The organism is Arthrobacter sp. 01T425 (genome assembly GCF_056398725.1).
Genome location: NZ_JBFTPY010000003.1, coordinates 78,663 through 103,847, shown reverse-complemented (window position 1 = coordinate 103,847; position 25,185 = coordinate 78,663). Strand labels below are relative to the sequence as shown.

28 protein-coding genes and 1 pseudogene are annotated in these 25,185 nt (G+C 64.7%); 16 read left to right on the top strand and 13 right to left on the bottom strand.

What is annotated here, in order from left to right:
* Positions 1-9: 9 nt before the first annotated feature.
* The 4 genes from AC1DNG_RS05755 to AC1DNG_RS05740 are packed head-to-tail and all read left to right on the top strand — an operon-like array spanning position 10 to position 2,410.
* Positions 10-336, top strand: a complete 327-nt coding sequence (locus tag AC1DNG_RS05755) for an EthD family reductase (protein ID WP_476886859.1) — start codon at positions 10-12, stop codon at positions 334-336.
* 3 nt (positions 337-339) lie between these two features.
* Complete coding sequence (locus tag AC1DNG_RS05750; protein ID WP_476886858.1) at positions 340-996, top strand: EthD family reductase; 657 nt, start codon at positions 340-342, stop codon at positions 994-996.
* Between the two features lie 29 nt (positions 997-1,025).
* Positions 1,026-1,874 (top strand): DMT family transporter, encoded by an 849-nt coding sequence (locus tag AC1DNG_RS05745; RefSeq protein WP_476886857.1) that lies wholly within the window; start codon positions 1,026-1,028, stop codon positions 1,872-1,874.
* The gene (locus AC1DNG_RS05740) at positions 1,871-2,410 is read left to right on the top strand and encodes a nuclear transport factor 2 family protein (protein WP_476886856.1); all 540 of its coding nucleotides are present in this window, start codon (positions 1,871-1,873) and stop codon (positions 2,408-2,410) included. The genes AC1DNG_RS05745 and AC1DNG_RS05740 overlap by 4 nt, the downstream gene beginning before the upstream one ends.
* Before the next feature lie 36 nt (positions 2,411-2,446).
* Here the strand turns inward: AC1DNG_RS05740 and AC1DNG_RS05735 are convergent, their stop codons facing one another.
* The 3 genes from AC1DNG_RS05735 to AC1DNG_RS05725 all read right to left on the bottom strand — a co-directional run bounded on the left by AC1DNG_RS05735 (position 2,447) and on the right by AC1DNG_RS05725 (position 5,429).
* On the bottom strand, positions 2,447-3,484 hold the full coding sequence (locus AC1DNG_RS05735; protein WP_476886855.1) for an MBL fold metallo-hydrolase: 1,038 nt from the start codon (positions 3,482-3,484) through the stop codon (positions 2,447-2,449).
* A 4-nt stretch (positions 3,485-3,488) separates the two neighbouring features.
* Positions 3,489-4,247 carry an SDR family NAD(P)-dependent oxidoreductase gene (locus AC1DNG_RS05730; RefSeq protein ID WP_476886854.1) on the bottom strand — a complete coding sequence of 253 codons (759 nt, stop codon included), beginning with the start codon at positions 4,245-4,247 and terminating at the stop codon, positions 3,489-3,491.
* Between the two features lie 72 nt (positions 4,248-4,319).
* Positions 4,320-5,429, bottom strand: a complete 1,110-nt coding sequence (locus AC1DNG_RS05725) for an alkene reductase (protein WP_476886853.1) — start codon at positions 5,427-5,429, stop codon at positions 4,320-4,322.
* Positions 5,430-5,545: 116 nt separating this feature from the next.
* Here AC1DNG_RS05725 and AC1DNG_RS05720 point away from each other — a divergent pair, with 116 nt between their 5' ends.
* Entirely contained in the window at positions 5,546-6,217 is a 672-nt protein-coding gene (locus AC1DNG_RS05720) for a TetR/AcrR family transcriptional regulator (RefSeq protein WP_476886852.1), read from the top strand.
* 117 nt (positions 6,218-6,334) lie between these two features.
* On the opposite strand, the gene AC1DNG_RS05715 is transcribed toward AC1DNG_RS05720, so the two are convergent.
* Entirely contained in the window at positions 6,335-7,687 is a 1,353-nt protein-coding gene (locus tag AC1DNG_RS05715) for an MFS transporter (RefSeq protein ID WP_476886851.1), read from the bottom strand.
* A gap of 389 nt (positions 7,688-8,076) precedes the next feature.
* Between AC1DNG_RS05715 and AC1DNG_RS05710 the strand changes: the two genes are divergently transcribed.
* From AC1DNG_RS05710 to AC1DNG_RS05675, 8 genes are all read left to right on the top strand, one after another.
* A complete protein-coding gene (locus AC1DNG_RS05710) occupies positions 8,077-9,612 on the top strand; it encodes a class I adenylate-forming enzyme family protein (protein ID WP_476886850.1) in 1,536 nt (511 codons plus the stop codon).
* Positions 9,609-10,430, top strand: a complete 822-nt coding sequence (locus AC1DNG_RS05705) for a fumarylacetoacetate hydrolase family protein (protein WP_476886849.1) — start codon at positions 9,609-9,611, stop codon at positions 10,428-10,430. The genes AC1DNG_RS05710 and AC1DNG_RS05705 overlap by 4 nt, the downstream gene beginning before the upstream one ends.
* A gap of 40 nt (positions 10,431-10,470) precedes the next feature.
* The gene (locus AC1DNG_RS05700) at positions 10,471-12,231 is read left to right on the top strand and encodes an acetyl/propionyl/methylcrotonyl-CoA carboxylase subunit alpha (RefSeq protein ID WP_476886848.1); all 1,761 of its coding nucleotides are present in this window, start codon (positions 10,471-10,473) and stop codon (positions 12,229-12,231) included.
* A complete protein-coding gene (locus tag AC1DNG_RS05695; RefSeq protein ID WP_476886847.1) occupies positions 12,228-13,094 on the top strand; it encodes an HpcH/HpaI aldolase/citrate lyase family protein in 867 nt (288 codons plus the stop codon). Before AC1DNG_RS05700 ends, AC1DNG_RS05695 begins: the two co-directional genes overlap by 4 nt.
* 41 nt (positions 13,095-13,135) lie before the next feature.
* Positions 13,136-13,621: a MaoC family dehydratase gene (locus tag AC1DNG_RS05690; RefSeq protein ID WP_476886846.1), complete on the top strand. Its 486-nt coding sequence runs from the start codon at positions 13,136-13,138 to the stop codon at positions 13,619-13,621.
* A gap of 59 nt (positions 13,622-13,680) precedes the next feature.
* Positions 13,681-13,899, top strand: a complete 219-nt coding sequence (locus tag AC1DNG_RS05685; protein WP_476886845.1) for a hypothetical protein — start codon at positions 13,681-13,683, stop codon at positions 13,897-13,899.
* Between the two features lie 70 nt (positions 13,900-13,969).
* Positions 13,970-15,361 (top strand): class I adenylate-forming enzyme family protein, encoded by a 1,392-nt coding sequence (locus AC1DNG_RS05680; RefSeq protein WP_476886844.1) that lies wholly within the window; start codon positions 13,970-13,972, stop codon positions 15,359-15,361.
* 183 nt (positions 15,362-15,544) lie between these two features.
* A complete protein-coding gene (locus tag AC1DNG_RS05675; RefSeq protein ID WP_476886843.1) occupies positions 15,545-15,976 on the top strand; it encodes a PaaI family thioesterase in 432 nt (143 codons plus the stop codon).
* Positions 15,977-16,998: 1,022 nt separating this feature from the next.
* On the opposite strand, the gene AC1DNG_RS05670 is transcribed toward AC1DNG_RS05675, so the two are convergent.
* The gene (locus AC1DNG_RS05670) at positions 16,999-17,196 is read right to left on the bottom strand and encodes a hypothetical protein (protein ID WP_476886959.1); all 198 of its coding nucleotides are present in this window, start codon (positions 17,194-17,196) and stop codon (positions 16,999-17,001) included.
* Between the two features lie 352 nt (positions 17,197-17,548).
* On the opposite strand from AC1DNG_RS05670, the gene AC1DNG_RS05665 reads away from it, so the two are divergent.
* Both AC1DNG_RS05665 and AC1DNG_RS05660 read left to right on the top strand, forming a co-directional pair.
* Positions 17,549-18,028: a hypothetical protein gene (locus AC1DNG_RS05665; RefSeq protein ID WP_476886842.1), complete on the top strand. Its 480-nt coding sequence runs from the start codon at positions 17,549-17,551 to the stop codon at positions 18,026-18,028.
* Between the two features lie 422 nt (positions 18,029-18,450).
* Entirely contained in the window at positions 18,451-18,891 is a 441-nt protein-coding gene (locus tag AC1DNG_RS05660; RefSeq protein WP_476886841.1) for a hypothetical protein, read from the top strand.
* A gap of 60 nt (positions 18,892-18,951) precedes the next feature.
* Here the strand turns inward: AC1DNG_RS05660 and AC1DNG_RS05655 are convergent, their stop codons facing one another.
* The 7 genes and pseudogenes from AC1DNG_RS05655 to AC1DNG_RS05625 all read right to left on the bottom strand — a co-directional run bounded on the left by AC1DNG_RS05655 (position 18,952) and on the right by AC1DNG_RS05625 (position 23,853).
* The gene (locus AC1DNG_RS05655) at positions 18,952-19,290 is read right to left on the bottom strand and encodes a hypothetical protein (protein WP_476886840.1); all 339 of its coding nucleotides are present in this window, start codon (positions 19,288-19,290) and stop codon (positions 18,952-18,954) included.
* 6 nt (positions 19,291-19,296) lie between these two features.
* Positions 19,297-19,752: a DNA/RNA non-specific endonuclease gene (locus tag AC1DNG_RS05650; protein WP_476886839.1), complete on the bottom strand. Its 456-nt coding sequence runs from the start codon at positions 19,750-19,752 to the stop codon at positions 19,297-19,299.
* A 198-nt stretch (positions 19,753-19,950) separates the two neighbouring features.
* Positions 19,951-20,097, bottom strand: a pseudogene (locus tag AC1DNG_RS05645) (sigma factor); the annotation flags it as partial.
* A gap of 16 nt (positions 20,098-20,113) precedes the next feature.
* Entirely contained in the window at positions 20,114-20,833 is a 720-nt protein-coding gene (locus AC1DNG_RS05640) for a ZIP family metal transporter (protein ID WP_476886838.1), read from the bottom strand.
* A gap of 335 nt (positions 20,834-21,168) precedes the next feature.
* The gene (locus AC1DNG_RS05635; RefSeq protein ID WP_476886837.1) at positions 21,169-21,681 is read right to left on the bottom strand and encodes a flavin reductase family protein; all 513 of its coding nucleotides are present in this window, start codon (positions 21,679-21,681) and stop codon (positions 21,169-21,171) included.
* Positions 21,682-21,745: 64 nt separating this feature from the next.
* Positions 21,746-23,083 (bottom strand): NtaA/DmoA family FMN-dependent monooxygenase, encoded by a 1,338-nt coding sequence (locus tag AC1DNG_RS05630; RefSeq protein WP_476886836.1) that lies wholly within the window; start codon positions 23,081-23,083, stop codon positions 21,746-21,748.
* A gap of 35 nt (positions 23,084-23,118) precedes the next feature.
* On the bottom strand, positions 23,119-23,853 hold the full coding sequence (locus AC1DNG_RS05625; protein ID WP_476886835.1) for an NADPH-dependent F420 reductase: 735 nt from the start codon (positions 23,851-23,853) through the stop codon (positions 23,119-23,121).
* Between the two features lie 185 nt (positions 23,854-24,038).
* Here AC1DNG_RS05625 and AC1DNG_RS05620 point away from each other — a divergent pair, with 185 nt between their 5' ends.
* Positions 24,039-24,374 carry an ArsR/SmtB family transcription factor gene (locus AC1DNG_RS05620; protein WP_476886834.1) on the top strand — a complete coding sequence of 112 codons (336 nt, stop codon included), beginning with the start codon at positions 24,039-24,041 and terminating at the stop codon, positions 24,372-24,374.
* 142 nt (positions 24,375-24,516) lie between these two features.
* On the opposite strand, the gene AC1DNG_RS05615 is transcribed toward AC1DNG_RS05620, so the two are convergent.
* Positions 24,517-25,131, bottom strand: coding sequence for a TetR/AcrR family transcriptional regulator (locus AC1DNG_RS05615; RefSeq protein ID WP_476886833.1), 615 nt, complete (start codon positions 25,129-25,131; stop codon positions 24,517-24,519).
* Between the last annotated feature and the right edge of the window lie 54 nt (positions 25,132-25,185).

Genomic DNA, 25,185 nt, shown 5'->3' with positions numbered 1-25,185 from the left:
GCGCGGCACATGATCAAGGTGGTCGCCGTTATCAAAGCCAGGCCGGAGCTGACCCGGGAGGAGTTCCTGCACTTCTGGAACGTTGAGCACCCGGCCTACGTGCGCCAGCTCCCGGGCATCATCCGGTACCGGCAGAACCCTGCAATCGAGCACCGGAAGGCCTGGCCGTACAGCGGCATGGCAGAACTGTGGTTCTGCTCGGTGGCCGACGTCAGGGCCGCGTACGGAGGCTCCGAAGGCAAGGAGCTGTTCGACCATGAGCACCATTTCCTGGAGAGCGTCGAATGGTTCCTTGCCGAAGAAGTCGACGTGCCGCTAGCGGCAGCGGGGGACTGACCGGTGCCCAAACGCTTCACCTACCTGGAGAAGCGGGACGGCCTGGCCCGCGACGGCTTTCGCACGCACTGGTCCACCACACACGCGGAGATTGCCCGTGCGCTGCCCGGCGTGACGGATTACCGGCAGAACCATGTGTTGGAATCCGCGCCGGGACTCGGGGCAGGCCTGTACGGCGTGGACGGCATCGTTGAGCTGTGGTTCGCCGCCGATGACGTGGTGCACGCCGGCTTCGACTCCGAGGTGGCGGACCGTCTGATCCTCGATGAGCAGGAATTCCTCAGTGGACTGACCGGCGGACCGGTGACCGCGGGCGCGCCCCATGACCCGTGGCCGTTCAAGCTCTGGGTGCTGGCACGCTGGCGCGATGGAACTGAGAACGGTTGTGAGGCGGTTGATCGCTGGGCGGAGCAGCTGTCCGCAAAGTTCGACGGCGCCCTCGGCCGGGGCGTGAACGTGCTGGTTCCGGGAGCGGAGCTGTTGGTCCGCGAGGCACTGCGCCGCGAAGAACAGATCCCGGAGGTTGCCATCTCCTTCGGCTTCGCCGACGAGGCGGCCGCACGTGCCGCCGCCAGGTCGCTGCCGGCGTACGTGGACGGGGTCCAGGGTGTCCTGGCCGGACTGTATGCCCGGGTCGCCGAGGAACTCGTCATTATCTGATGGGGACCGCCACTCGGTGGAGACCGGCGGTGACGCCTCTCGGCGGTGTGGTCCGCTTCGTCCTGCTCGGCATTGCCTGGGGCTCCAGCTTCCTGATGATGAAACTGGCCGTGCAGGGGCTCTCCCCGGGCCAGGTGGTCCTCGGCCGGCTGGTCCTCGGCCGGCTGGTCCTGGGCGCGCTGGCGCTGACCCTGCTTCTGCTCGTGATGCGGCGGCCGTGGCCGCGGCAGCACAAGGTGTGGCTGCACCTGGCGGTGACCGCGGGCCTCGGCTGCGTCCTGCCGTTCCTGCTGTTCGCGTGGGCAGCGGAGCGCATTCCCAGCGGAGTTTCCAGCGTCCTGAATTCCGCCACGCCCCTGACCACCGCGGCGGTGACCGCGCTGGCCCTGCGGCAGGAGAAAGTCACCCCGCGGAAGGGCTTCGGCATCGTGGGCGGGGCGGCCGGAATCTTGGTGGTGCTCTCACCGTGGCGGTTCTGCGCGGCGGACCCCATAGCTATCCCGGCGGTCCAAATGGTAGCGGCATCATTGATGATGCTGGTCCTGGCGCCGTTCTTTGCCGTCGGGGACATCTCGCTGACGGCCCCGGTGGTGGTGGGCATGCTCCTGCTGGGTGTTGTCGGCACCGGCCTGGCATATGTCTGGAATTTCCGTATCATCGCCGAGTGGGGCGCCACAGCGGCGTCAACCGTCGCTTACGTCACCCCGCTCGTGAAGGTGGTGCTTGGCGCGGTGGTGCTCCGGGAGGAAGTCAGCTGGAACCAAGCGGCCGGCGCTGCGGTGGTGATCGGCGGGATCATCCTCGCCCAGTCAGGGCCGAAGACCAAAGTGGGGGCCACTGATCAGGCCCCGGATGGAGAGTTGGAGGAAGCCACATGAGCCCAGCCGCCGGCACAGGCATCCCGCACGATTGCGGGGATCTCCGGAGCTTTGAGGACATCAGGAACCTGAAGGCCGACTATTTCCGTCATGTTGATGCCAAGAGGTGGCAAAGCCTCCGTGCCCTCTTCCACGCCGACTCGACCCTCGATGGATTTCCCTTCGCAGCGGACGACGCCCACGGTTTTATCACCGGAGTCTCGGGCTTCCTCGAGGGTGTCGAATCCGTGCATCAGGGTTTTATGCCCCGCCTGGCCGTCACGGACGACGGTGGCATCCGCGGGATCTGGTCGATGAACGACTACCTGGTCTGGGCCCGCGACAGCAGGCCATACCGGGGCGCCAGTATCCCCGGACTCTACGGAATCCGGGGATACGGCTTCTACGAGGAGGAATACCGGCGGCTCGACGGGCAGTGGCGGATTGCTGCCATGCGGCTGGTGCGGACCAGGATTGACCTCCTGGTCGGCGAATCCCTGCAGCTTCCCGGCCAGCAGTTCGGCGTTCCGGACCCTGACTGGGTGCCCCGGACCTGACCCGGACGGCGCCGTACTTCATGCCGTAACGGCGCCCTAAACCGCCGGAGCCAGCCCCGGCACGCCGGCATGGACGCCTGATGTAGCCAGATACCGGATGTGCGCGGCCGTCTCGCTCAAGGCCAGCCTGAACTGCAGCGCGCCAAGCGAATCCCAGCCCCGGGACCAGGTGAGTTGCCGTGCCACCTCGTGCACGGTGGGCGCGCCCTTGCCCAGGACGTCCAGGACTTCCCGTGAACGCTCCGCAATATGCTCTTCGAGGATCCTTGCGCGGTGGCCCACGCCGCGGAAGCGGTATTCGTGCGCCGGGCAGACCTCGTAGTGGTCGTTGCCGGCGATGCGCTGCAGTGACTCGATGTTGTGCCGCAGCGGATCGGTGTCGCCGCGGATCTCCAGGGACACGTTGGGGGAGATGCGGGGCAGGACATGGTCGCCGGCCAGCACCAGTTCGCCGTCGTCGTCCCACAAGCAGATGTGCCCCGGAGTGTGGCCCGGTGTTTCCATGATGCGCCAGTTACGGCCGGCCACGGCCAGAGTGTCCGCATCGCCCAGCCGCCGGTCGGGGTCGGCCAGGCGCCGCATATCGTGAAGTCCCTGCGGGGTCATGGCGGCCTCGGCTACCCGCCCCTCGGGGACGCCCCAGGTCCGCATCCGCTCCCTGTCCCGCGCGGATTCCGAGTGGGCGTCGTCGAACGCGGAGATGTGCCGCCGTTCTTGTTGCCCCAGGGCGATCCATGCCCCGGAGCCCCGTGCCAGGCGCGCCGCCATGCCGAGGTGGTCGGTATGGAAGTGCGTGGCCACGATGCCGCTGATCTCACGGGGACTCACGTCCAGGCGCCCCAGGGCCGCCGTCAGCTGGCCGTAGCCCTCGTCGCTGTCAAAGCCGGGATCCACCACCACGCATTCATCGCCGTCGAGCAGCACGTAGCTGAGCGTGTAGCGCATGGGATTTCCAGGGAAGGCAACGGGGACGCTGTGGACGCCGGGCGCCACTACCTCCACGGGCGGGAGGACGCGGCGTTGCCAGGCCTCCTTCTGGGCGGTCCCGGTGATAGTGATGGCGTTAACTTGCATCGTCTTAGTCTGCATGGTTATTGAACAGCGAAAAGAGCCTGGTGGCGCCGCCGTCGATCAGGAGGTCCGCACCGTTGATGTTGCGGGCGTCATCCGTTAACAGGTACGCGATCATGGCGCCGATTTCGGTGGGGTCCACGATGGTCTGGGTGGGGACGCGGCGGCGTACCTGGTCACGGACCTCCTGGATGACCATGGGGGTGTCCACTACACCGGGGCAGATCGAGTTGATGGTGATTCCGGTACCCCAGAAATCCTCAAGTAGGGAACGCGTGAGGTTGGCCAGGCCGGCCTTTGAGGCGGCGTAGCTCGGGTACGGGTAGCCCGTGACGCCTGCGATCGAAGCGATGTTGATAATCCGTCCCCAGCCGGCGTCGATCATTCCGGGGGAGAACGCCTTGATCAGGTTGAACGGACCCACCAGATTTACGTCCAGGGCGCGACGGAAGGACTCCGTGGTGCTGTCCGCGAGGTATTTCCGGTCGAGGATACCGGCCGCATTGACCAGCGCCTGGACCGGCCCTACCTTGGCGGTCACCTCGGCAAGGAGCGTTCCGACGGCGGCCTCGTCCGCCACGTCGGCGGCAAATGCCTGGGCTTTTCCGCCGGAGTCGCGGATGGCCTGGGCGGCCGCCTCGCTGCTCCCGGCGTCGAGGTCCACGCAGACGATGGTGTGGCCGGACTTGGAGAGGCGGGCGTTGATGCCGCGGCACATGCCGCCGCCCGCTCCGGTCACGAGGACATTGAGGGAAGTGCTGCTCATGATGCTGTGTCTCCTTCAGGAGTTGGAGTCGGCGCGCCCGGCGTTGGGCCTAGCGGGATCAGCTGGGCCGGATCAGTGGATGTTTGCTTCCAGTGTGGGATAGTCCGTGTATCCCTCCGGGCCGCCGCCGTAAATGCCGGCGGGGCGCAGGGGTTCCAGGGGTGCCTGGGCCCTGAAGCGGTGCGGGAGGTCGGGGTTGGAAATGAACAGCCGGCCGAAGCCCACCAGGTCCGCGGTTCCGTCGGCGAGGAGCTGTTCGGCGGAAGCGCGGTCGTGTCCGCCCGTGACGATGACGACGCCGTCGAACAGGGCAGCCAGTTCGGCGGTGGGGATGGATGCGGCCGGCCGGTCCACGGTGGTGGATCCGGCGATCTCCGGTTCCACCAGGTGGAGGTATGCGATTCCGGCCTCACTGAGCAGGCGGACCACCGCTGAGTAGAGAGAGCGTTTGTCCGAGTCGTTGGCGTCCATCCAAACCGAGGACGGCGAGAGGCGGACGCCGATGCGCTTCAGGGGGAGGTGGCGGGCCACCTCCGTGATCACTTCGCGCAGGAACCGCGTACGGTTTTCGAGGGATCCGCCGAAGTGGTCGGTCCGGCGGTTGGACCCGTCGTTGAGGAACTGGTCGATCAGGTACCCGTTGGCGGCGTGTAGCTCGACGCCGTCGAATCCGGCGCGGACCGCGTTCCGGGCCGCGGCTCCGTAGGCCTCGATAATCCCGGCGATCTCCGCCGCCGACAGTTCGCGGGGCGTCTCATAGGGGATCCTGCCGGCCGCACTGCGGTACTGGTATCCAGTGATGGCGACCGACGAGGGCGCCTTGGGAGGCAGTCCGTCCGGCTGGACGCTGGAATGGGACTGCCTTCCCACGTGCCACAGCTGTGCGTAGACCACGGCGCCCTCCCGCTTTGCGGCCTCCACCACCGGACCCCAGGCGGTCATTTGGTCCTGGGAGTAGAGCCCCGGAACCCGGGCGTAGGCCGAAGCCTGGGGCGTGATGACGGCACCTTCGCTGATCACTAGACCCGCACCGGCGCGCTGCCCGTAGTACTCCTCCATGAGTGGCGTCGGCACACCGTCATCGTTGGCTCGGCTTCGGGTCAGCGGTGGCAGCACAATGCGGTTTCGCAGCGGCTGGCCCCCGAGGGAGACGCTGTCAAACAAGGTCCTCTGGTGTTCCACTTTTGTCTCCTGCTGGCTTACGAGCGTTCGTACGGATAGTGTGAGTTTTGCGGATGTTGGGAGCCATGTCAATATCCCCGCCATAAAAGCGGACGCTTGTTAGGATTGGTGGAGATATGACCGACACGATTACTGAGGGGGAGGTCAAGATGACCGTCCGAGCGGAACGAAACACTGCCCAGACCATCAGGGAAGAGGCCGCGAGGCTTTTCTTCGAACGTGGGTATGACGCCACCACGCTCCGGCAGGTCGCCTCGGCCGCGGGACTCAAGGTCGGCAGCCTGTACAACCACATCGAGAGCAAGGAAGACCTCCTGCTGCAAATCATGGGCGGCATCATCGATGACCTGCTCGAGCGCGTCCGGAAGGCGGTCGCTGACGCGGACGGAGGGGACAGCGTCGATCTCCTCCAGGCAGCCCTGGCTGAGCACATCACCTTCCACGCGGAGCGTGCCCAGGAAGTCTTCATTGGCAACGCAGAGCTGCGCTCCCTGCCCCAGGGTGCACGCGACGTGGTGATCAAGAAGCGCACCGACTACGAATCGTTCCTCGAGGACATGGTGTCCGCCGCGGGGCAGGCCGGGCTTGCTGAGGTCATTGACGCCAAAATTCACGTGTACAGCTTCGTGGCCCAGGCAACCCATATCGCAAGCTGGTTCAAGCACGGAGGCCGCTTCTCGCTCGAGGAGATCGTCCGGATCTACACGCGCCTGGCGCTGCGGGAGCTGAAGGTCGCCGACGCTGACGAACGCGTGGGACGGGTTGTCCTAGCCAACTCCGCCACATAGCTCACCGCGGCGGCGCAGCACTCCGAACACCGCCACAACACGGAATGCCCGGCTGGAAGATCCAGCCGGGCGTTCCGGTGTTAAGCGTGGTTGCTCCAATGCGGTGAGGAAGGCTGGTCAGTGTTCCTCGTGCAGCGACTGCTTGAACCGCTCCGGGAGCGTCAGGGTGGCAATGACGGAGATGAGCACCAGTCCGAGTGCGATGGCCGTCAGGGCGGCCGTTCCGTTTTCGGTGTTCTGGAAGATCCAGGCCGCGATGAACGGGATGGGGGCGCCGAAAATCAGGCCGGCGAGGGTCATGCCGAGAGCTGAGCCGGTGTAGCGCATGCTCGTCGGGAGCGATTCGGAGAAGAACGCGGCCTGGGTACCGGCTGTGATTTGAATGCCGCACAGGGCCAGGGCGATGATCGCGACGCTGGCAGGGTAGTTCATGGAGTTCATGATGGGGAACATGGTGCCGGCAGCTATACCCTGCAGGGTCAGGCCGAGGAGGAAGGTCTTCTTGCGGCCGATGCGGTCGCTGAGCTTGCCGCCGAAAATTGCGGCCGGGATGGAGATCAGGTTGGCCACGAGCAACAGGCCGAAGGTGATCGAGTTTTCGTAACCGAGTTCCTTGGTCAGGTAGTTCACGGCGTAGGTGACGCTGATCCAGAACAGGCCGGCGGACGCGGCCCAGGACAGCACCAGCTTGATGACGGTTCCCGGCTTCTTCACGATCACGGCCAGGGCACGCTCCTGCGGAACTACTGATTCGGCAGCTTTCCTCTGGTTCTCCTTGAAAGCCGGGGTTTCTTCCACCCGCCGGCGGATGAAGACGCCCACCACGAGCAACAGCACGCCCATCAGGAAGGGGATCCTCCAACCCCACGCGGCAAAAGCGTCCTTGGAAAGGAACATCGCCAGCCCGGTGAGGGTGATCGAGGCGAAGGTTTGCGCCAGCGGAGAGCCGGTGGCTAGGATGCCGCCGAAAAGGCCCCGATGGTTGACGGGCGCGTGCTCGACTACGAGCACTTGAACGCCAGTGGCCTCGCCGCCGAGGGCGAAGCCCTGGAGGAAGCGAAGCACCACCAAAAGTGTCGGTGCAATGAGTCCCGCCACGGCGTAGGTGGGCAGCAGGCCGATCAGTACCGAGGACATGCCCATGAGAATCAGGGTGAACATCAGGACGTTGCGTCGGCCGATCCTGTCGCCCAGGGCGCCGAAGATGATTCCGCCGAGGGGGCGGGCCACCATGCCGGCCCCGAAGGTGGCAAACGAGGCAAGGATGGCCGAGTTCGTATCAAAGCTGGGGAAGAAGAGCGAGGGGAAGAGGGTTGCCGACAGGGTGCCGTACACGGCGAAGTCGAACCACTCAAGTGCGGTGCCGAACGTGCCGCTCGCCACGGCGGTCCTGGCTGTCTTCGGATCGAACGTGGGTGCTTCGCGCACCAAGGGCGGCGGGGTCTGAACAGGATTCGTCAATTCCGACATTGGAACTCACTCCTTGGATAGGTGGAAAGTCAGTGGCGTTCGCCGGTCTCCGTCGTGTGCAGCGAACCGCAACTACACTCCGCATCCTCTTCTCAGGGAGGGCCCGGACCCCATAGGGAAAATATAGGCCTGGGATGCGATGGAGAAGAACAAGCGTTCGTACATGAACAAGCGTTCGTTCGAAGTGTAGGGTGTGATGTGGATCTCGCGCAAGGGGTGTCGAGGCATCGGCCCCCGCCTGCCAGCCACTCCATCGGCGCCGGGGTGATTGAACCGCCCCCCTTGCGGCGCGACCCAACTCATACTAAACTTTCGAACGAACGCTTGTTCGTCGCAGAATAAGCGCTGCGATGACCGGCTAGCCGGACCAGCCACACCGAGGAGCAAAGATGCGAACGATTGGTGAGTGGATCAAACTCAACCACCGGCGCTACCCGACGCGCGAAGCCATCGTCGACGGCACCAGCCGGCTGACTTTCGCCGAGCTCGCCGAGAGTGCATGGAGCCTGGGACGCGGCCTGCGGGACGCCGGCGTCGCTGCAGGCGATAACGTGGGGGTGCTGGCCGGAAACTCGACCTTTAACGCCGAGGTCTTCTTCGGTGTCGCTGCCGCCGGGGGCACCTACGTTGCCTACAACTGGCGCTGGGCACCCGCGGAACTTGCAGCAGGCATCAAGGAGACGGGCGCGAAGATCCTCCTGGTGGAGGACCGGCTCGTTCCCAACGCACAGGAGGCCCTGGAAATCCTGGGCCGGACCGAGCAGGAGCTGCCGCGGCTGGTCCGCCAGGGTTCGGAGATCGACGCCCTGCGTACCGGCTCCGGTCCGCTGGAGGACGTGGCCACCCTGGACAGCCCTCTCTGCATCATCTACACGGGCGGAAGCACGGGGACGCCCAAGGGCGTGGTCATTTCCCACGGGGCAGCCGCCGCCAACGCGTTCAACGAGATGTACGACTGCAGGATGGGCAGCCGCCGCGAGGAACGCGGCCTGATCATCACGCCGTTCTTCCACTCCGCGGCGCTGCTGTGCTGGCTGGTGCCGCACTTCATCGGCGGGGCCACCAGCGTCATCGCCGAGAAGTTCAACGACGAACTCATTGTGGACCTGGTGGGACGGGAACGGATCACCAACACCTTCCTCATCCCCAACATGATGCGCCGCCTGATGGAAAACGGCGTCTTCGCGGACCCGGCCATCAAGACCCACCTCAAAGCCGTCCATACCGGCGCCGGCCTGCTGCGGATGCCGGACAAGCAGCTGTTCACTGACCTGCTGCCCGACGCCGAACTGTACTTCCGTTACGGGCTCACCGAGGCCGGGCCCATGGTCACCCGGCTCAAGCCGGAAGACATGCTGGATCCCGCCGTCGACGGTTCCATCGGCACCGAGTACCTGCTCGCCGAAGCGCAGCTCCAGGATCCGTTCGGCCAGCCGGTTCGCCCCGGTGAGCTTGGCGAGATCTGCGTCAAGGGCCCGTCCCTGATGACCGGCTACTATGGCCGGCCCGAAGCTACCGCCGAGGCCTTCCGCGGCGGCTGGCTCCATACCGGAGATCTGGCCGTGCAGGATGAGCGCGGCTATTACTTCTTCCGGGACCGGCTGAAGGAAATGATCAAGACCGGTGGTGAGAATGTTTATTCCGCCGAGATCGAGCAGGCGCTGTACCTGCACCCCGCCGTCTTGGAAGCAGCCGTGGTGGGTGTCCCGGACCCGCGCTGGGACGAGGAGGTGCGGGCCGTCGTCGTGCTCCGCAGCGGACTGCAGGCGAACGGGGAGGAACTATCCGCCTTCCTCCGCGGGCACCTGGCCGGCTACAAGATTCCAAAGAAAATCGTCTTCATGGGTGCCGACGAGCTGCCGCGGTCCGCGGCCGGCAAGCTCGTGAAGGCTCAGCTGAAATCGAACCTGGGATGGGGCGCATGAAACTCGCAACGATACGGATTGAAGGCGGCACCGCAGCCGCCGTGGAGGTGGATGGTGCTCTGGCGCTCTTGCCGTTTGCCGACGTGGGGGATTGGCTCCGTGCCGGATCGCCGGCAGTGGATCAGTACGACGGCGGCACACGCCTCGCGATTGACGGGGCCGAGTTCGCGCCGCTGGTCACCGCCCCCGGAAAGATTGTGTGCGTCGGGCTCAACTACCGCGAGCACATCCTTGAGATGGGCCGGGAACTGCCGGAGCACCCCACCCTCTTCGCCAAATTCGCGGACGCCCTGATCGGTGCCAACGATCCGATCGTCCTGCCGCAGGGTTCCGAATCCGTGGACTGGGAGGCTGAGCTCGCCATCGTCATCGGAAGCAGGGTCTCGCGGGCCTCGGCCGAGGAAGCGGCGGCGGCGATTGCCGGTTTCACGGTGGCAAACGACATCTCAGCCCGCGACTTCCAGCGCCGGACGCCCGAGTGGCTGCAGGGCAAAACCTTCGACACCACCACCCCGCTGGGCCCGTTCCTGCTGACGGCCGATGACGCAGGAACCGCACCGGACCTGGAAATTACCTGCACGGTGGACGGGGCGGCCAAACAAAAGGCGCATACCGGCGACCTGGTGTTCAGCCCCGTTAACCTGGTCCGCTACATTTCCGCGATCACCACGCTCCACCCGGGCGATGTGATTCTCAGCGGCACACCGGGAGGTGTAGGCGACGGCCTCACTCCCAAGGAATTCCTCACCGACGGCAGCGTCGTCACTACTTCGATCGACGGCATCGGCGAATGCCGCAACGCCTGCATCCTGCGCTGATTCCTGCGCCCTAGCCCTAGCCCTAGCCCTAAGGACAATCATGTTCACCAAAATCCTGATCGCCAACCGCGGCGAAATCGCCGTCCGGGTGGCACGCAGCTGCCGCGCCCTCGGCGTCGAGTCCGTTGCTGTCTATTCGTCCGCGGACGCCGGGTCCATGCACGTCCGCGCGGCGGACACCGCCATCGACCTCGGCGATGGTCCCGCCAGCAGCAACTACCTGAGCATCCCTAAGATCATCGCGGCGGCGCTCGAATCGGGTGCCCAGGCCATTCACCCGGGCTACGGCTTCCTCTCCGAGAACCCGGAGTTCGCGGAGGCTGTGGCTGCCGCGGGATTGACGTTCATTGGACCGTCGCCCTACGCCATCACCACCATGGGCGGCAAAGTGGCCGCCCGCGATGTGGCCATCCGCGTCCAGGTGCCCCTCGCACCGGGCACCGACGGAGCCATTGCCAGCGCAGCCGCCGTCGAGGCGTTCGGCGCCGAGCATGGCTACCCCGTCCTGGTAAAGGCTTCGGCAGGCGGCGGCGGACGCGGCATGCGCCGCATCGACTCCGAACCGCAAGCCAAAGAAGCGTTCGACGCCGCCGTCCGTGAAGCCACCGCGGCCTTCGGCAACGGCGAGGTCTACCTCGAGCGGTACCTCACCCACGCCCGCCACGTTGAAGTGCAGGTCTTCGCCGACACGCACGGAAACACCGTCTTCGTGGGTGACCGCGACTGCTCCGTACAGCGCCGCCACCAGAAGCTGGTGGAGGAGTCCCCGGCCCCCGGCCTCTCCGACACCCTGCGCCGGAACATGGGTGAGGCCGCCGTCCGGCTGGCCCGCGAGGTTGGCTACGTCGGCGCCGGCACTGTTGAGTTCCTGGTGGAGGACGAGAAGTTCTACTTCCTCGAAATGAACACCCGCATCCAGGTCGAACACCCCGTCACCGAAATGGTGCACGGCGTGGACCTGATCGCGGAGCAGATCCGCGTGGCGGCAGGCGAGGAACTGTCCATCCTGGGCAACCTCACCCCCAAGGGCGCAGCCATCGAGGCACGCATCAACGCCGAGGACGTCGCGGAAGGCCGCTTCCTCCCCGCCCCGGGCCCGGTGGACCTCCTCACCGCACCGGTCGGCGAGGGCCTGCGGTTCGACGCCGGATACGAGTCCGGCGACACGGTGCTGCCGCTGTACGACAGCCTCATCGGCAAGCTGATTGCCTACGGCCCGGACCGCGAGACGGCGATCAAACGCCTGCTCGGCGGCCTGGAGCGGCTGCAGATCGAAGGTGTGCCCACCACGGCCCCGGCTGCGCAGACCATTGTTTCGCACCCGGATTTCCAGGAGCTTCGCTTCAGCACGCTGTGGCTGGAGGAGACCGTCGACTTCACGGAACCCGAGCCCGTGGACCGCGCCAACGTGGAGGTGGGCGGACGCTTCTTCATCATTCCCACGTTCAATGACTACGGCAGCGCGGGCGGCTACGGCAACGCGGCCCCGGCCCTGGCCGACCCGTCAGCCGCTGATCCGGCAGCCACCACCGGCCGGACGCGGCAGGCACGGGCCAAGCGCGAGAAAGTCAGCGACGGAACCGTCAAGGCTCCGATGCAGGGCACCATTATCAAGATCAACGCGGCCGCCGGGCAGAGGGTGGCCAAGGGCGACGTGCTGTTCGTCCTGGAAGCCATGAAGATGGAGAACCCCATCGCCGCGCCGGCCTCCGGAGTGGTCGGTGAGATCACCGCCGTCGTGGGCGATTCCATGGCCGCCGGCACCCTGCTGACCAAGATCACCGAGGAAGTGGCGGCATGAAACCGTTCCGTTCGCTGCTCTTTGTCCCCGGGCACAAGCGGGACTGGATCGACAAGGCGCTGAACTCCGAGGCCGATGCCATCATCATCGACCTGGAGGACTCCGTCCCCGAGCAGGACAAGGAACTGGCCCGCACCAATGCCCGTGACGCACTGGATGCCCATGATGGTTCGAAGGGCATCCTGATCCGCCCGAATGCCCTGGACACCGTCTACTTCGGCCGCGACGTGGCCGGGGTGACGCACCGCAACCTGACCGCGTTCCTGCTCCCCAAGCTGTTCTCCCGCGACGACGTGGTCCGGTTCGACGCGCTGGTCACGGCGGCGGAACTCGATCACGGCATTGACCGCGGAACCGTTGAACTGATGCCCTCCCTGGAAACCGCGGCCTCCATCAACAAGGTGGATGAGATCCTGGCCGGCCCCCGGGTTGGCGGAGTGATGGCAGCGGCCGCCAAGGATGCGGACGTCTCCCGGGAGGTCGGCTTCCGCTGGACGGCCGCCGGGGTGGAAACTCTGTACCTCCGAAGCAAGGTGGTGGTGGCGGCGCGTTCCGCCGGCATCCGCACCATCGTGCTGGGGCTCTGGCAGGAGGTGCGGAACCTGGAAGGGATGCGCACCTTCGCCCAGGACAACAGCGGCCTGGGCTACACCGGGCAGGTGTTGATCCACCCCTCGCACGCCCCCATCGCCAACGAGGAATACGGCCTGACCGAGACGCTGAAGGAGTACTACGAAGGCCTGATCGCCGCCTTCGAGGAAGGCCAGCGCAACGGCCACGGCGCCGTCTCCTACCGCGGGGACCACATTGACCTGGCCCACGCCAACCACGCACGCGAGGCACTGGCCCTCGCCGCAGCGTGACCATTACCTAACAAACCCCACCCAAGTAAAGGAGGCCAGCCATGGCCGGAATGTATTTTGAGGATTTCGTCGTCGGAGACGTCATCAGGCACGACGTTACCCGCACCGTCACGGAGACGGACAACCTGCTAATCACAGCGCTGACCATGAACGTCCAGCCGCTGCACCTGGATGCGGAGTTCTCGAAGCAGAGCATCTTCGGGAAGCAGATCGTCAACAGCATCTTCACCCTCGGCCTGGTCACCGGTATCCCGGTCCAGGACACCACCCTTGGCACTACCCTGGGCAACCTCGGCTTCCGGGACATCGAGTTCCCCAAGCCTGTGTTCTTCGGCGACACCCTCCGTGTGGAGACCGAGGCCCTGGACAAGCGGGAATCAAGGTCGCGTCCGGACACCGGGATCGTGGGCATCGAACACCGCGGCTACAACCAGGACAACGACCTGGTCTGCGTCGTGCGCCGGACGGCCCTGATGAAGCGCCGCGCCGGCCAGCCGGCGGAGGCCCCTGCTACAACAGAGGCATAGCCGAAAGTGTCAGATCAAGGGCCCGGTCTTGACCGGGTGTCGGCCTGATCCTGCAGGGTGTGGCCGCCGGCACCATGTTCCCCTCCATGAACTACCCGGCCAGCGTCGCCATCATCGCCATGGCCCTGTGCGGTATCCAAATCACTGCCGGCACCCGGGCCGCGTTCTTCTCCGAATCACTTCCCACGAGCATGCGCTACATCGGCTCAGCCCTCGGCATGACCCTGGCCGGCCTGATCTTCGGCGCCCCCATCCCGTTCGCCGATTGGGCCCGATGAAGCATTCACGCCGCCGCCAGCCGTCACCTGACCGGGTAAGAAGCCAAGCAAATCAACAGGACGTGAACCGTTGCCATTCCTGAACAGAATCCAGAGGTGGGCGGACCTCCGCCCGGCCGACACGGCAATTGCCGTCGGCGGCCGTGGATTCAGCTGGTCCGAGCTTCGGGGCGCAGCCGAGGAGCTCGTCCCGTCGACTCCGGACACTTACATCTTGTCCGAACCCAACACGGCCGAGTTTGCTGCGCTTTACTGCGCCGGAATAGCCGGAGAACGACAGCTCGCTGTACTCGATCCCGCCTGGACGCCCCAGGCCATGGAAGAGATCGCCCGGAGGCTGCCCTCCCCGTCCCGTGCCGCCGGAACTGTGCTGGAAGACGGCGATCCGGACTCGACTTTCCTCATAGGCTTTACCGCCGGCACGACGTCCACACCCAAGGCCTTCACCCGCTCCCGCCGGTCCTGGCAAGCCTCCTTTGACGCGTCCGTTGAGTTTTTCGGCCTCCGCCCGGACGACAGGACGCTCGCCCCCGGACCGCTCTCGGCAAGCCTGAACCTTTACGCACTCTCCGAGTGCCTCTATGCCGGCACTGAATTCCACACCCTGCGCAGCTTCGATGTCGGCGACGCGCACGCAGTGATCATCCATGACGGGATCACCAGGTTGGTTCTCGTCCCAACTATGCTCCGCCTCCTCAGCGAACGAGGACTCATGGCATCAGTCGATGCCTCCGCGATCAGGACGATCATCTGCGCCGGGTCCAAGCTGGACGCCCGAACCTTGGATGCAGCCAGGCGCTGGGCACCGAACGCCACCATCTTCGAGTACTACGGCGCCGGGGAACTCAGCTTCGTGTCCGGTCGTGGTTTCGCCGCGGGGGAGCCACTAGATGCCGCCGGTACCGCCATTGGCCGGCCTTTCCCCGGCGTAGAAGTAAAGATCCTCGATGACCATGGACGGCCTCTGCCAGAGGGCACCCCGGGCAACATCAGCGTCAAAAGCCCCATGGTGTGTCAGGGCTACCTTTGGGGCGATGACGGGAAGGCCCTCCGTTGTCTGGACGGCTACTTCACTGTCGGAGATCAGGGATACCTCCATGACGGGGATTTACACATACTCGGGCGGAGCTCGGACATGATCAACACTGCAGGCAAAAACGTCTACCCGCACGAAATCGAGCTCGCCCTGACTTCCGTCCCCGGCATCGAAACTGCCGTAGCAGTCGGTACGCCAGATGACCTGCGAGGTCACCGTGTGGTGGCCGGAATCGTTCCTTCCTGCGGGGGGCTCACCGCAACCACCCTCGCATCAGGGCTGGAAGCAGTTCTAAGCAGGGACAAGAGGCCGATGGACTATTACTTACTCAGTGAGATGCCACTGACCGACAGGGGAAAAGTCGACCGCCGGATGTTTCTGGCGTGGATCAACAACAACGATGCACGACTCGATCGCCTGCTCTAGACAAAGAAATATCGTCGCGCACGGAAGACATCGTGCCAACGCCACCAGTTCACAGCCTAAGGCGGCCCAAGGATATCGAAACACGGGCCCCAGATCACCACTGACCGTCCGTCCGGTCTCAGGATCACAGCGCATGAGAGCGGCGTGCCGCACACCAGAACTTAAACCGTCAAAGGAGAGCACATGACCACCCCGTCCGAGGACAGTCCCGCCACCGATACGTCGCCCTGGAAGATCACGCTCGGTGAGCTGGACGTGAAAATGGGAGTGAAGATAACGGAGGAGTCGGTGCAGCGCGTGGTCGCCACCATGCCGGTGGAGGGCAACAGGCAGTCGTTCGGCCTGTTGCACGGCGGCGCATCCCTCGCGGTAGGCGAAGCTGTGGGATCTTGGGCGGCCGTAATACACGCCAGCACCCTGAGCAAGACTGCCGTGGGCATAGACGTTTCGGCCACGCACCACCGTTCCGCCCGCGAGGGGCAGATCACCATTACTGCCACACCCCTGCACTTGGGAGGGACACTCACCACCCACGAGGTGGTCATCACTAACGAGGCAGGCCAGCGCCTGTGCACCATGCGCATCACCAACCTGTTGATGGACAAGAAGAAGTAGCCCTTGTCCACGCTTGACCGGTCAGGTTGCATCTTATTGGCGGGGCGAATCCTTCCTGCATAGCGTGTGACCGATGCTTGATGGCCAGCGGGGCTGCCGCACAGCCCTCCGGCCGGGCGGGTTGACAACGAGGAGCAGTCAACCAGGGCGTAGACCGGTTCTACGTTGGACGACTTGAGGGATTTCCTGAGATTCAGGATTCTGTCCAGATTTCGTTGGCTCAGTTCCCTGCTTCCACACGGCGGGGGTGTCTGGGTGGGCGAGGACGTCGCCAGGGGCGAGACAGGCCGGCAATCCGTCCACCCGCGGGATGTGTGCCACAGGCTGTGGCAGTTGTCGGCGCAGCTCGATCTCAGCCCGGTTCCTCGAGGCGTGCCCGTCACTCGGTAGTTGGACTCGGGAACGCGTCCGTAGGCTTCATTCGCCCGACGCCCGGGGTGCAGCGGTTCCCGCATGGCTTGTTCATTCTGCAGGGAGGTGGCAAGCGTCTTCAGCCCTCGAGCGAGCATCTGTTGCCTGCCAGCCGTCCAGCATGGCCGTGAATACCCACTCGTCAGCCCCGAACAGCCCAACGGCCGGATCCACCACCATCCGCGGGACGAAACGTTCTGTCGGCCGCGGCAGAAGGAGCCTGATGCTGGGGCTGACCGTTCCGGAAGGCTCCTGGCGCAGTATACAGAACAGCCGCACCCCGGCGTGGGTGCGGCTGGTGGTTGCAATGCTCTGACTTGGCCAATTTGGGGTGTGTACAAAGTACACACGTTGGGCTTCGGATCGGGTCGTACATTGGCCGGATCGGGCCGGATTCCGCATGTTTCCGCGGGTGCCCAGTGTTTGCAGGGGAGGGAATGCAGTTCGAGTCCCACCTCGGGCACGTGTTTTCCCTGTTCAGGGGCTTGTGGGCCGCTGAATGTGTACAAATCTCCTTTTATGGGCCCCTGCGGGGCCCATTTGTGTTGGTGGCGGCTGGGGTCTCGCGGCTCCTTCTCTTGGCTCGGACAGCGGTGTTGCTGCGTACTCCTTCATGGCCGGGAGCGCCTGGAACTGCATGACTTGCTGTGAGTCGAGTTCAAGTCCTCGTGGTCATACCTGTCGGCAGCCGGAACTCCTGGGAACTTCTCCTCGTGTCCTCGATGAGGTTTTCGAACATCGGGTAGGGGCCGGGTGAACCGATCGAGTTTGGTGACAACAAAAGTGCCGCCGGCCCGGACAGCCGCCAGGGCTTCGTTCAGTCCCGGCCGTTCCCATTCCTTCCGGTCACGCCGTGGTCACTAATGATCAGGTCCTTGGGGGCGCCCAGACCCGTAAACGCCTTGCACGGCGCTGCCAGGTCCCGTTCGTTGGACCCGGACGCAGCCAATGATCTGCGGGGCAGGTGCAACTGTCGCGATTGCCCAACCTGAGCGGGACAGTATGGCGGCCGGGTTAGGCGCGATCCCAGGATTCCAGTATCCGTACCGGATTTTCTCGCAGCACCAGTGCGGGCGGATGGTGTCGCGGTGGGGACCCCCTATCGGACGGCCGCACCCTCGGCACGAGGGGGAAGCTTTTGCGCATCGGTAGGCTATGCCCATGGCATTGGGGGATGCGGCGCAGCCGCAGGCAGTTCGGTCACACAGGGTGGTCCTGGATGCGTACGCGTTTATCAAGGGCTGGCTCATCGCCACCTCGCTCTGGGTGGGAGTGCTAGTTCTCCTGGTGACGGCAGGCTATGGTGTGCCCGCCTTGCGGGACGGCACCGACGCCGGCTACGTATGGGGCTTTTTGGGCATGGTGATTCTGTATGGCTTCGGAGTTTCCTTGGTGTTCGCGGTGCCATTGGCCTGGGTGTTGGCCTATCTTTTGCGCCCGGTCAGGAATCAATGGATCCACATCGGAGCCTTTTTCGCGGTGCCCGCTCTCGTGTTCTGGCTGCTGGGAAGCGTCCTGGGTCTCGGATGGCAGCCCTGGCTGCTGATCCCATGGGCCAGTGTTGGCGCAGCGGCAGCCATCGGCCGTTGGGCAATCCGCAAAGACGTCCTTGCCACGAATTCTGCAGCTAACCCGGCCTGACCGCCCGCTGAATAATCTGCATACGGGCACCAGGCGTGACATTTAGCGCTGCGAAAATGCCGCCACTTATCGCTGCGATTCACAGCCCAGGCAGTGGCAAAACTGGCCGAATAGGCCGCGGAGGGTAGAACCCGGCCGCCGGCTCGCGGTCTGGTCCGGCGGCCGGTGCCTGACCGGCTACTTCACCGCGCTCCTGCTGCTGGGCTGACGTGACCAGCCAACGGCGTGGCTCCGTGAAGTAGGGCCGACAGGCTCAATTCCGGTGATTCTCAAAATCCTTCGTTTCGAGAAGGGGTACATTTGCGCGTTTTGGCTCGAGTGAACCAAAGCCCGCTCGACCTCGCCGTCTTCACCCACTTCAGCAGCGCGTTCATGGAGTATCTAGCCGGGAATAAGTAGGATGCAGATCCAGGTGAGACCTGGTGGGTATTGAGAACTACAGGATCGAGACGATGAAAATCCGTTTGCTGGCCACGACCTTTATGGCATGCGTTGTCCTGCTCCTCTCGGCTTTATCACTCAGCGCCTGCACGAGCGGACCGGCTCCTGATCTCGGTAAACGCGATGCGGTGGTCTCATCGGTTATGCATGCTCTGAATGCCCAAGACAAGGACCAGCTGGTCAAGCTTGCACAGCCCGGCCCGCAAACTGCGGACTCTAACGCCCAGTTGATGCTTTCGGAGTGGGGCGGGGTCAAAGACTCTGGATACACCACTGTCTATTCTTCGGAATTGCCCCCAGACGTCGCGGGCGTGCGAGTAAGCACCACGGACCCATCCGGAAACCCTGCGGACGTTCAATTTTCACTCAGATGGAATGACAATTCCTGGTTGTTGAACCTCGGCCCCGATTTCCGCGGATGAAGTGACCAGCCCATTTGCCGCGCAAACGCAGGCGAGGCAAGCGGGCTACGGGTTCTGTTCCTAGTCGTTTAGATCGAAGTCGAGATCAAGGTCCTGCGGTGTTCTCAGTCGCCGCCAGGTTGAAGCGACCCGGGCGGTGGGCAGCGCTGATGCAATGGGCATCCGGTCCACGGCGGTCAGTTGTTCCAGGTCGAGCCCGGTCAGCACCGCGATGTCTCTGATGGGTACCTGGAATGTTCGGAACGGACCCAGTGGGGGAGCCTCGTCCAGTGCACCCGGGCGGGGTACATCCGGGAGGTCCGCCAGCTGGGGTGTCTGGTCCACGACATATCCGGTGGCGGCGAGGGAGCCGTGGTGCATGAAGGCGGCAACTTTGAAGAACTTCAGCGGGATCTGCACGCCGCGTTAGACGGGGTCGGTGTCCCCGAAGATCGGGCCCGTGAAGACGACGAGCCGCCGGCTGTTGTCGGCTGCGTTCTCCTGCAGGTAGGACTCCAGGCCGAGCCAGAGGTCCATTCCCTGGTTAAACTTGGCCGCCTGCGGGGCTGCGTTTGTATAGCGGAACGTGTCCGCGTTGGCCCGGGCGGCTTCCGCCGGTGTGTCGCCCCATACTGCTGATGCCCTGCGGACGAGGTGGCCGCGGTCGACGTCGTTGCGGGCGTAGACCGTCTCGCCGGCCTGTTCGTCCGCGCGCAGCCGCGGATCCAGTTTCCACTGGATCCCGGACCGGTCCAGAGCGATCAGCTTGGTGCCGTCGATTCCTAGCGCAGTGACGGCTGCCAGGCGTTTGTGCAGCCGCATGAGGATGGAAAAGTGGGTGTAGGGGAACAGGACCGACTCGACGCCGAGTAGGGGCGGCATGCCGACCCGGGCACCCAGAAACTGTTCATCGAACCCGGGACGGTCGGAAAGATCCTCCGCATTCAATGCGATCTGGGCTTCCGGGCTCCTTCTCGAAACTCGATTTCGGTCTCGGTGCCCCGTTCCTTTTCGAGATCCGTTGGTCCGCTGAAGTGAGCTGAGGAGCTTTCGACGGCGCAGTGATGCCCGGTTACTGTTGCGTGCCGCATTCGTCGTCGTGACGAGCAGCCAGGGAAGGACAGCCCCCTCAATGACCCGCACTGTGTCGCGGCGCCTCCAAAGCTCGAGGAAGGCCGTGGCCATGATGTCTTCTGCGACATGCCGGTCCCCGGAAAGCCGAAGGATGAAAACGGCCGCGGCCTCAGTGCCCGCCGAGGATCTCCACGAGGGCGAACGAGAGGCCGAAGCCGACGGCGATCGCGATGCCGGTGGCGGCGCCGGCGTCCCGGAGCCCCTCCGGCACCATGCGGGTCGTTACGTTCGTCAGGATGCCGCCGCCGGCGAAGGCCAGCGTGAAGGCCACCACCTCGGGCGGGGCTGCCCGCAGCAGCACCATGAAGACGGCCACCGACGCGGCGCACAAGAACGTCATGGCCAGCCAGGCGGACATGACGTGGCGGGTGGTCATGCCTGACTTGCGCAGCGGTCCGGTGTCGGCCATGGCCTCGGGCACGCCGCAGAGGAAGACAGCGGCAAGCACCGCGGCACTGATGCCGTAGCCACTGAGTAGCGCCCCCGTGATAACAACCGCTTCGGCGACCACGGACAGCCCGATCACAAGGAACCTGGGCTCGTGGACGGGAGGTTCGGACAGCCTCCGGCCGCGCACGGCACCCGTCACCACCCACGCCGTTGCCACGGCCCCGCCGATCAGCCCCACCCCGACATAACCGCTTCCGCCAGCCAGCCGTCCGGCCTCGGCGACGAGCTTGTAGGCGACTGCCGAGAGCAGGGCGCCGGCACCGAGCCCGGTCAGGATGCCGAGTAGGACGCTGTTGCCGACGCGCCACCGCAGAGCGAGCAGTCCACCCAGGAAGTACGAGGACCCGGCAAGCAGACCCCAGCCAAATGCCTGCAACATCGGCGCCCCTTTCGGCTTAGGCACTAAAGCACCGCGCCTAGGCATCATCCCGAACGGCCGCGGGGATGGCAAGGGACCACGCGCGAGGCGCCGGGCCAGACGCTGTGCCGGCATATGGGTTTTCTCTTCTCAAAACTCGATTCCGACTCCGAGCTCGACCGTACGGTTTCGAGAACTATTTATGAGAATCATCCACTTAGGCGCGAGCTTGTAGTCAAAATTGTGAATCGCAGCGGTATTTGGCGTCGTTTTGTCAGCGGTAAATGGCGGGTGTCCGTCAGAGAACGGATAGTGACGCTGTTGCTGCATGGTGTCCTTGTGGGTGCAACCGGCTTTCATAAGTTGCTGTTAGGGCGAAGCGCTCGGTACTGCCCCTCGAAGTACAAGAGGGGTTCGGGAAGATGTTCGTCGGTTGCGCCCAGCTCGAGGACCTGTCCGAGGACGATGATGTGGTCCCCGGCATCGTGCTCGGCCCAGATCCGGCAGTCGAGCCAGGCGAGGGTCCCGTCAAGGACGGGATTCCCCTCCTCTGACGGAGTCCACTGAACGTTCACCCATTTGTCGGTACCTTTGCGTGCGAACTGGCTGGATACGGCTTCCTGCTCGCGGGACAAAATGTTGACCGCAAACTTTCCCGTGTCGCGGATTCGCGGGTAGGTGGTCGAGGTCTTCATGACGCTGAACGACACGAGCGGCGGGTCGACCGACACGCTGTAGAACGACTGACATGTGAACCCGATCGGTCCGGCATCGCCGCCCGCGGTGATGACGGTGATCCCGGAAGCGTACTGGCCGACCGCGCTGCGGAACAGTCCGGAATCAATGCCTCGAGTGTCGGTTGTCGTCATGTCAACTGTCGGCATGTCAAGGGTGCTCTTTCTAGACTGTGGGCGGGTTCCGGTAGCTGTCATGTCAGCTAGCCGAGGCGGCGATCCGGGGGTCGATCCCGTATTGCGCGGGCGCGCCGAGGTGATCCCGGAGGGTTGTGCCTTCGTAGTCGTGGTGGAAGAGCCCGCGTTCCTGCAGCAGGGGGACGACTTCGTCGACGAAGGTGTCGATGCCGTCTTCGTTGATGTCGATGGAGACCCAGAACCCGTCGCAGGCGCCGGCTTCGAACCATTCCTGCATGTGATCCGCGGTGACCGAGGCGGGACCGGCGGGGGTGGGGTGATAGTCGATGACGCCGTGGGCGAGAATGTCGCGGATCGTCCACCCCTCGCGGGCGACATCAAGGGCGCGAACGGAGCGCGGATCGAATGGGCTCGGGCTTGCAGCAGCCAGCTGAGCGGGCCTCAATGGTTCGTCGAGCTGACTGACCTCAAGGGTTAGGTTCAGCATCGATCCCAGGTAGGGGACACGTCCCGGAGCGGTGAGTCCGCCCAGTGCGACCCGGCGGTCCAGAGCGGCTCGCGTGGTGGCGGCGATGGCCGGCATCACGCCAGCGAAGAATTTCACTTCGTCGGGGTCGCGGCCTGCCCGGCGGGCCGCCTCGCGGAGCGCTTCGCGCTGGTTGCGGGCGTCCTCAATGGTGAACACGGCGCCGATGACCCCGCTGGCGTACCGGCCGGCGAGTTCTGCCCCGTTTCCTCCGCCACCGGCGGAGAAGATGACGGGCTGGCCTTGCTCGGATGGGGGGATGGGCAGTGGGCCGCGGGAAGCGACATATTCGCCCTGTAGGTTGATGGGCTGGATCTTCGCCGGGTCAGCGAACCGGCCAGTAGCGGTGTCCTTCACCCAGGCGTCCTGCTGCCAACTCCCCCACAGGGCCTGAGTGATCCGGATGGTCTCGTGGGCACGCTGGTAACGTTCGGGCCGAGGAGCAATCGACTGCCCATAATTCGCGGCAGCGGCCGGGTCACTGGTGGTCACCGCGTTCCAGCCCACGCGACCGTGACTCATCACGTCGAGCGCTTTGAACTGGCGTGCGATGTTGAAGGGTTCGTTGAAGGTCGTGGAGCCCGTGGCCACCAGCCCGATGCGCTCGGTCTCACGGGCGATGGCCGCCAGCGTCATCATGGGCTCAAGGGTGATCATGAGCGATTCGCGGGTCAGGTCCGCCTGCTCGCCCAGGAAATCAGGCAGGAACAAGAACGCGAACTTACCCCGTTCGGCGGCCTGGGCGTAGCGGACCTGCGCATCGAAGCTGGTGTAGTTCGCGGGGTCCACCCCGGGGGCCCTCCAGGCCGAACCCTGTGACCCGTACCCGTTGCCGAGGTGCATCCCCAGGATCATCTGTTTTCCGGTTGTCATGTTTTCCTCTTTTTTCTGCGGGTAGGCAGGTTGCTTCAGTGGTGGGCGGCGCGATTGATCGCGACGGTTTCCTTACGGGAGGGCATCTCGCCCAGGGAACCGAAGTGCTCCATCAGTCGGTCGCGGGTGCCCGGCGCTTTGTCCTTGACGGCGGCGGCCAGAGCCTGACCGAGGTCCCTGAGGCCCAGCTCAGTGCAGTAGGCCGGGGTGCCGGGCTGCTGGCGCCACGACTCGGCGAGGGAGCCGGCGTCGTACGCGTCGAAGCCGGTATCGTCTACGAGCTGCATCACCGTTGCGCGAGCCTCTGCTGAGTCACCCGCGACCGGGATCGCGATCCGGTCGGGGCTGCCGGCTGGCTTCCCCATGCTCCGTTGCGTCTCAGCCAACGCCGCGTTCCAGGCTTTCACGACCGGGCGTCCCAGCTGCTCCTGGCTCCACAGGCTCTCGACCTGGCCGTCAATGACGGCCTCGATGTGCCCGTTCATTCCGGGGTAGTAGTTTGACGTGTCTACGACCACCGTGTTCTCCGGCACGGTCGTGACCAGGTCCTTGAGCTTGGGCTGGACGCCAAACGGAATCGCCAGGATGATGACGTCCCTGTCCTGGGTCACAACCCCCAGCTCGGCCGGCTGCGCACCCGCATCGGACACCTCAGCGCTGGCGCTCTCGGGTCCGCGCGCATTTGCGATGAGCACTTCGTGCCCGGCTTCACTGAGTCGACGTGCAATGTTGCCGCCGATTGCTCCGGCGCCGATGACAGAAACCTTCATGGGTGGTCCTCTTTCGTTCGTGTGGAGCACAGCCCCGTGGGCTGCGCTGGATAGGTGATTACGGGGGCTTGCTGTTCCTGGCACCAATCAGCATGATTGATGTACACGCAGACTCGTACATCAACTGTAGATCATGTACGCGTAAAGTGGTACATCTTTAGGCATTGCGGATTAGGATAGGAACCATGGCTAGTCGTTTGGCAAACCCGCTCACCATCCCTGCCGAGGACGAGTTCGATCTCTTCGACGTGATGTCAGCCCTCACCGACCCGGTGCGTAGGGCGATCGTCGTGCAGCTCGCGGATGAACCGGGCCGGGCCTGCAGCAACGCGGACTACGGTGTCTCCAAGTCCGCCCTCACGCGCCACTGGCGCATTCTGCGCGAGTCAGGTCTCATCAAGCAGGAGGCGCAGGGAAACAGGCACCGCAACTGGCTCCGCCGCGAAGAACTCGATCGACGCTTTCCCGGACTCCTGGCACTCGTCCTCGACGAATCAACTCACGGCTCAAAATCGTCCTAGCTGCCGAACTTGGCTCGCCGAAACCAGGGCCTCCACTCGTCCTGGAGCTATCGACCCGGCAGGCGGCCAGGTCAACACCGTAGGCAGCTGCAGCAACCGGTGCTAAGAGTGGCCCTTGGGCGATCGATACCCAGACCCGGAGTTAGCTCAGGAGGGAAGACTCGCGGGAGTGGACGACGATCTCTTCACCGATCGGCAGGTCGGCCAGCGTGTCCGAGGAGGGGCGCAGGCCAGCTAGGCAGATGGCGGCCTGTCGCCGCCATGCGGGAGTCGAGAGCTCACCTGCGGTCTCGATGATGCCGCGGAGTGACCAGAACAGAAGATCCAAGTCGGTGACAGCGGCGTCGTCCCGGATGGCGCCATGTGCTTTCGCGTTGGCTAGGAGGCCAGCGACCAGCACTCGGTACTCGTCCCGCAGGGCGGTGCTGGTGTCATCGGTCCAGATGCGGGCGAGGCACCCGCGGTTCGCGGCTTGGACCTCACCCAGTGCGTATACGAAGTGCTCCAGGCCGCGGCCGTCAGCGACCTGTTCCGCCTGCCGTGCAAGAGCCACTACTTCTTCCATGAACTCGCGGACGAGTTCGGCAATGAGGGCGTATTTCGTGGGGAACCGCCGATAGAGAGTGCCAACTCCCACTCCGGCCGCCTGAGCGACCTCTTCGACTCCGGCGTCGAGGCCGTGCTCTGCGAACACGGTGCGGGCGGCTTCGAGGAGGCGTCGACGGTTCTGCGCAGCGTCACGCCGAAGGGTTCGCACCTCCGATGTCTTAGCTTGGTCATGCCCGCTTGTATGGGTTGAATTTGTCATCGT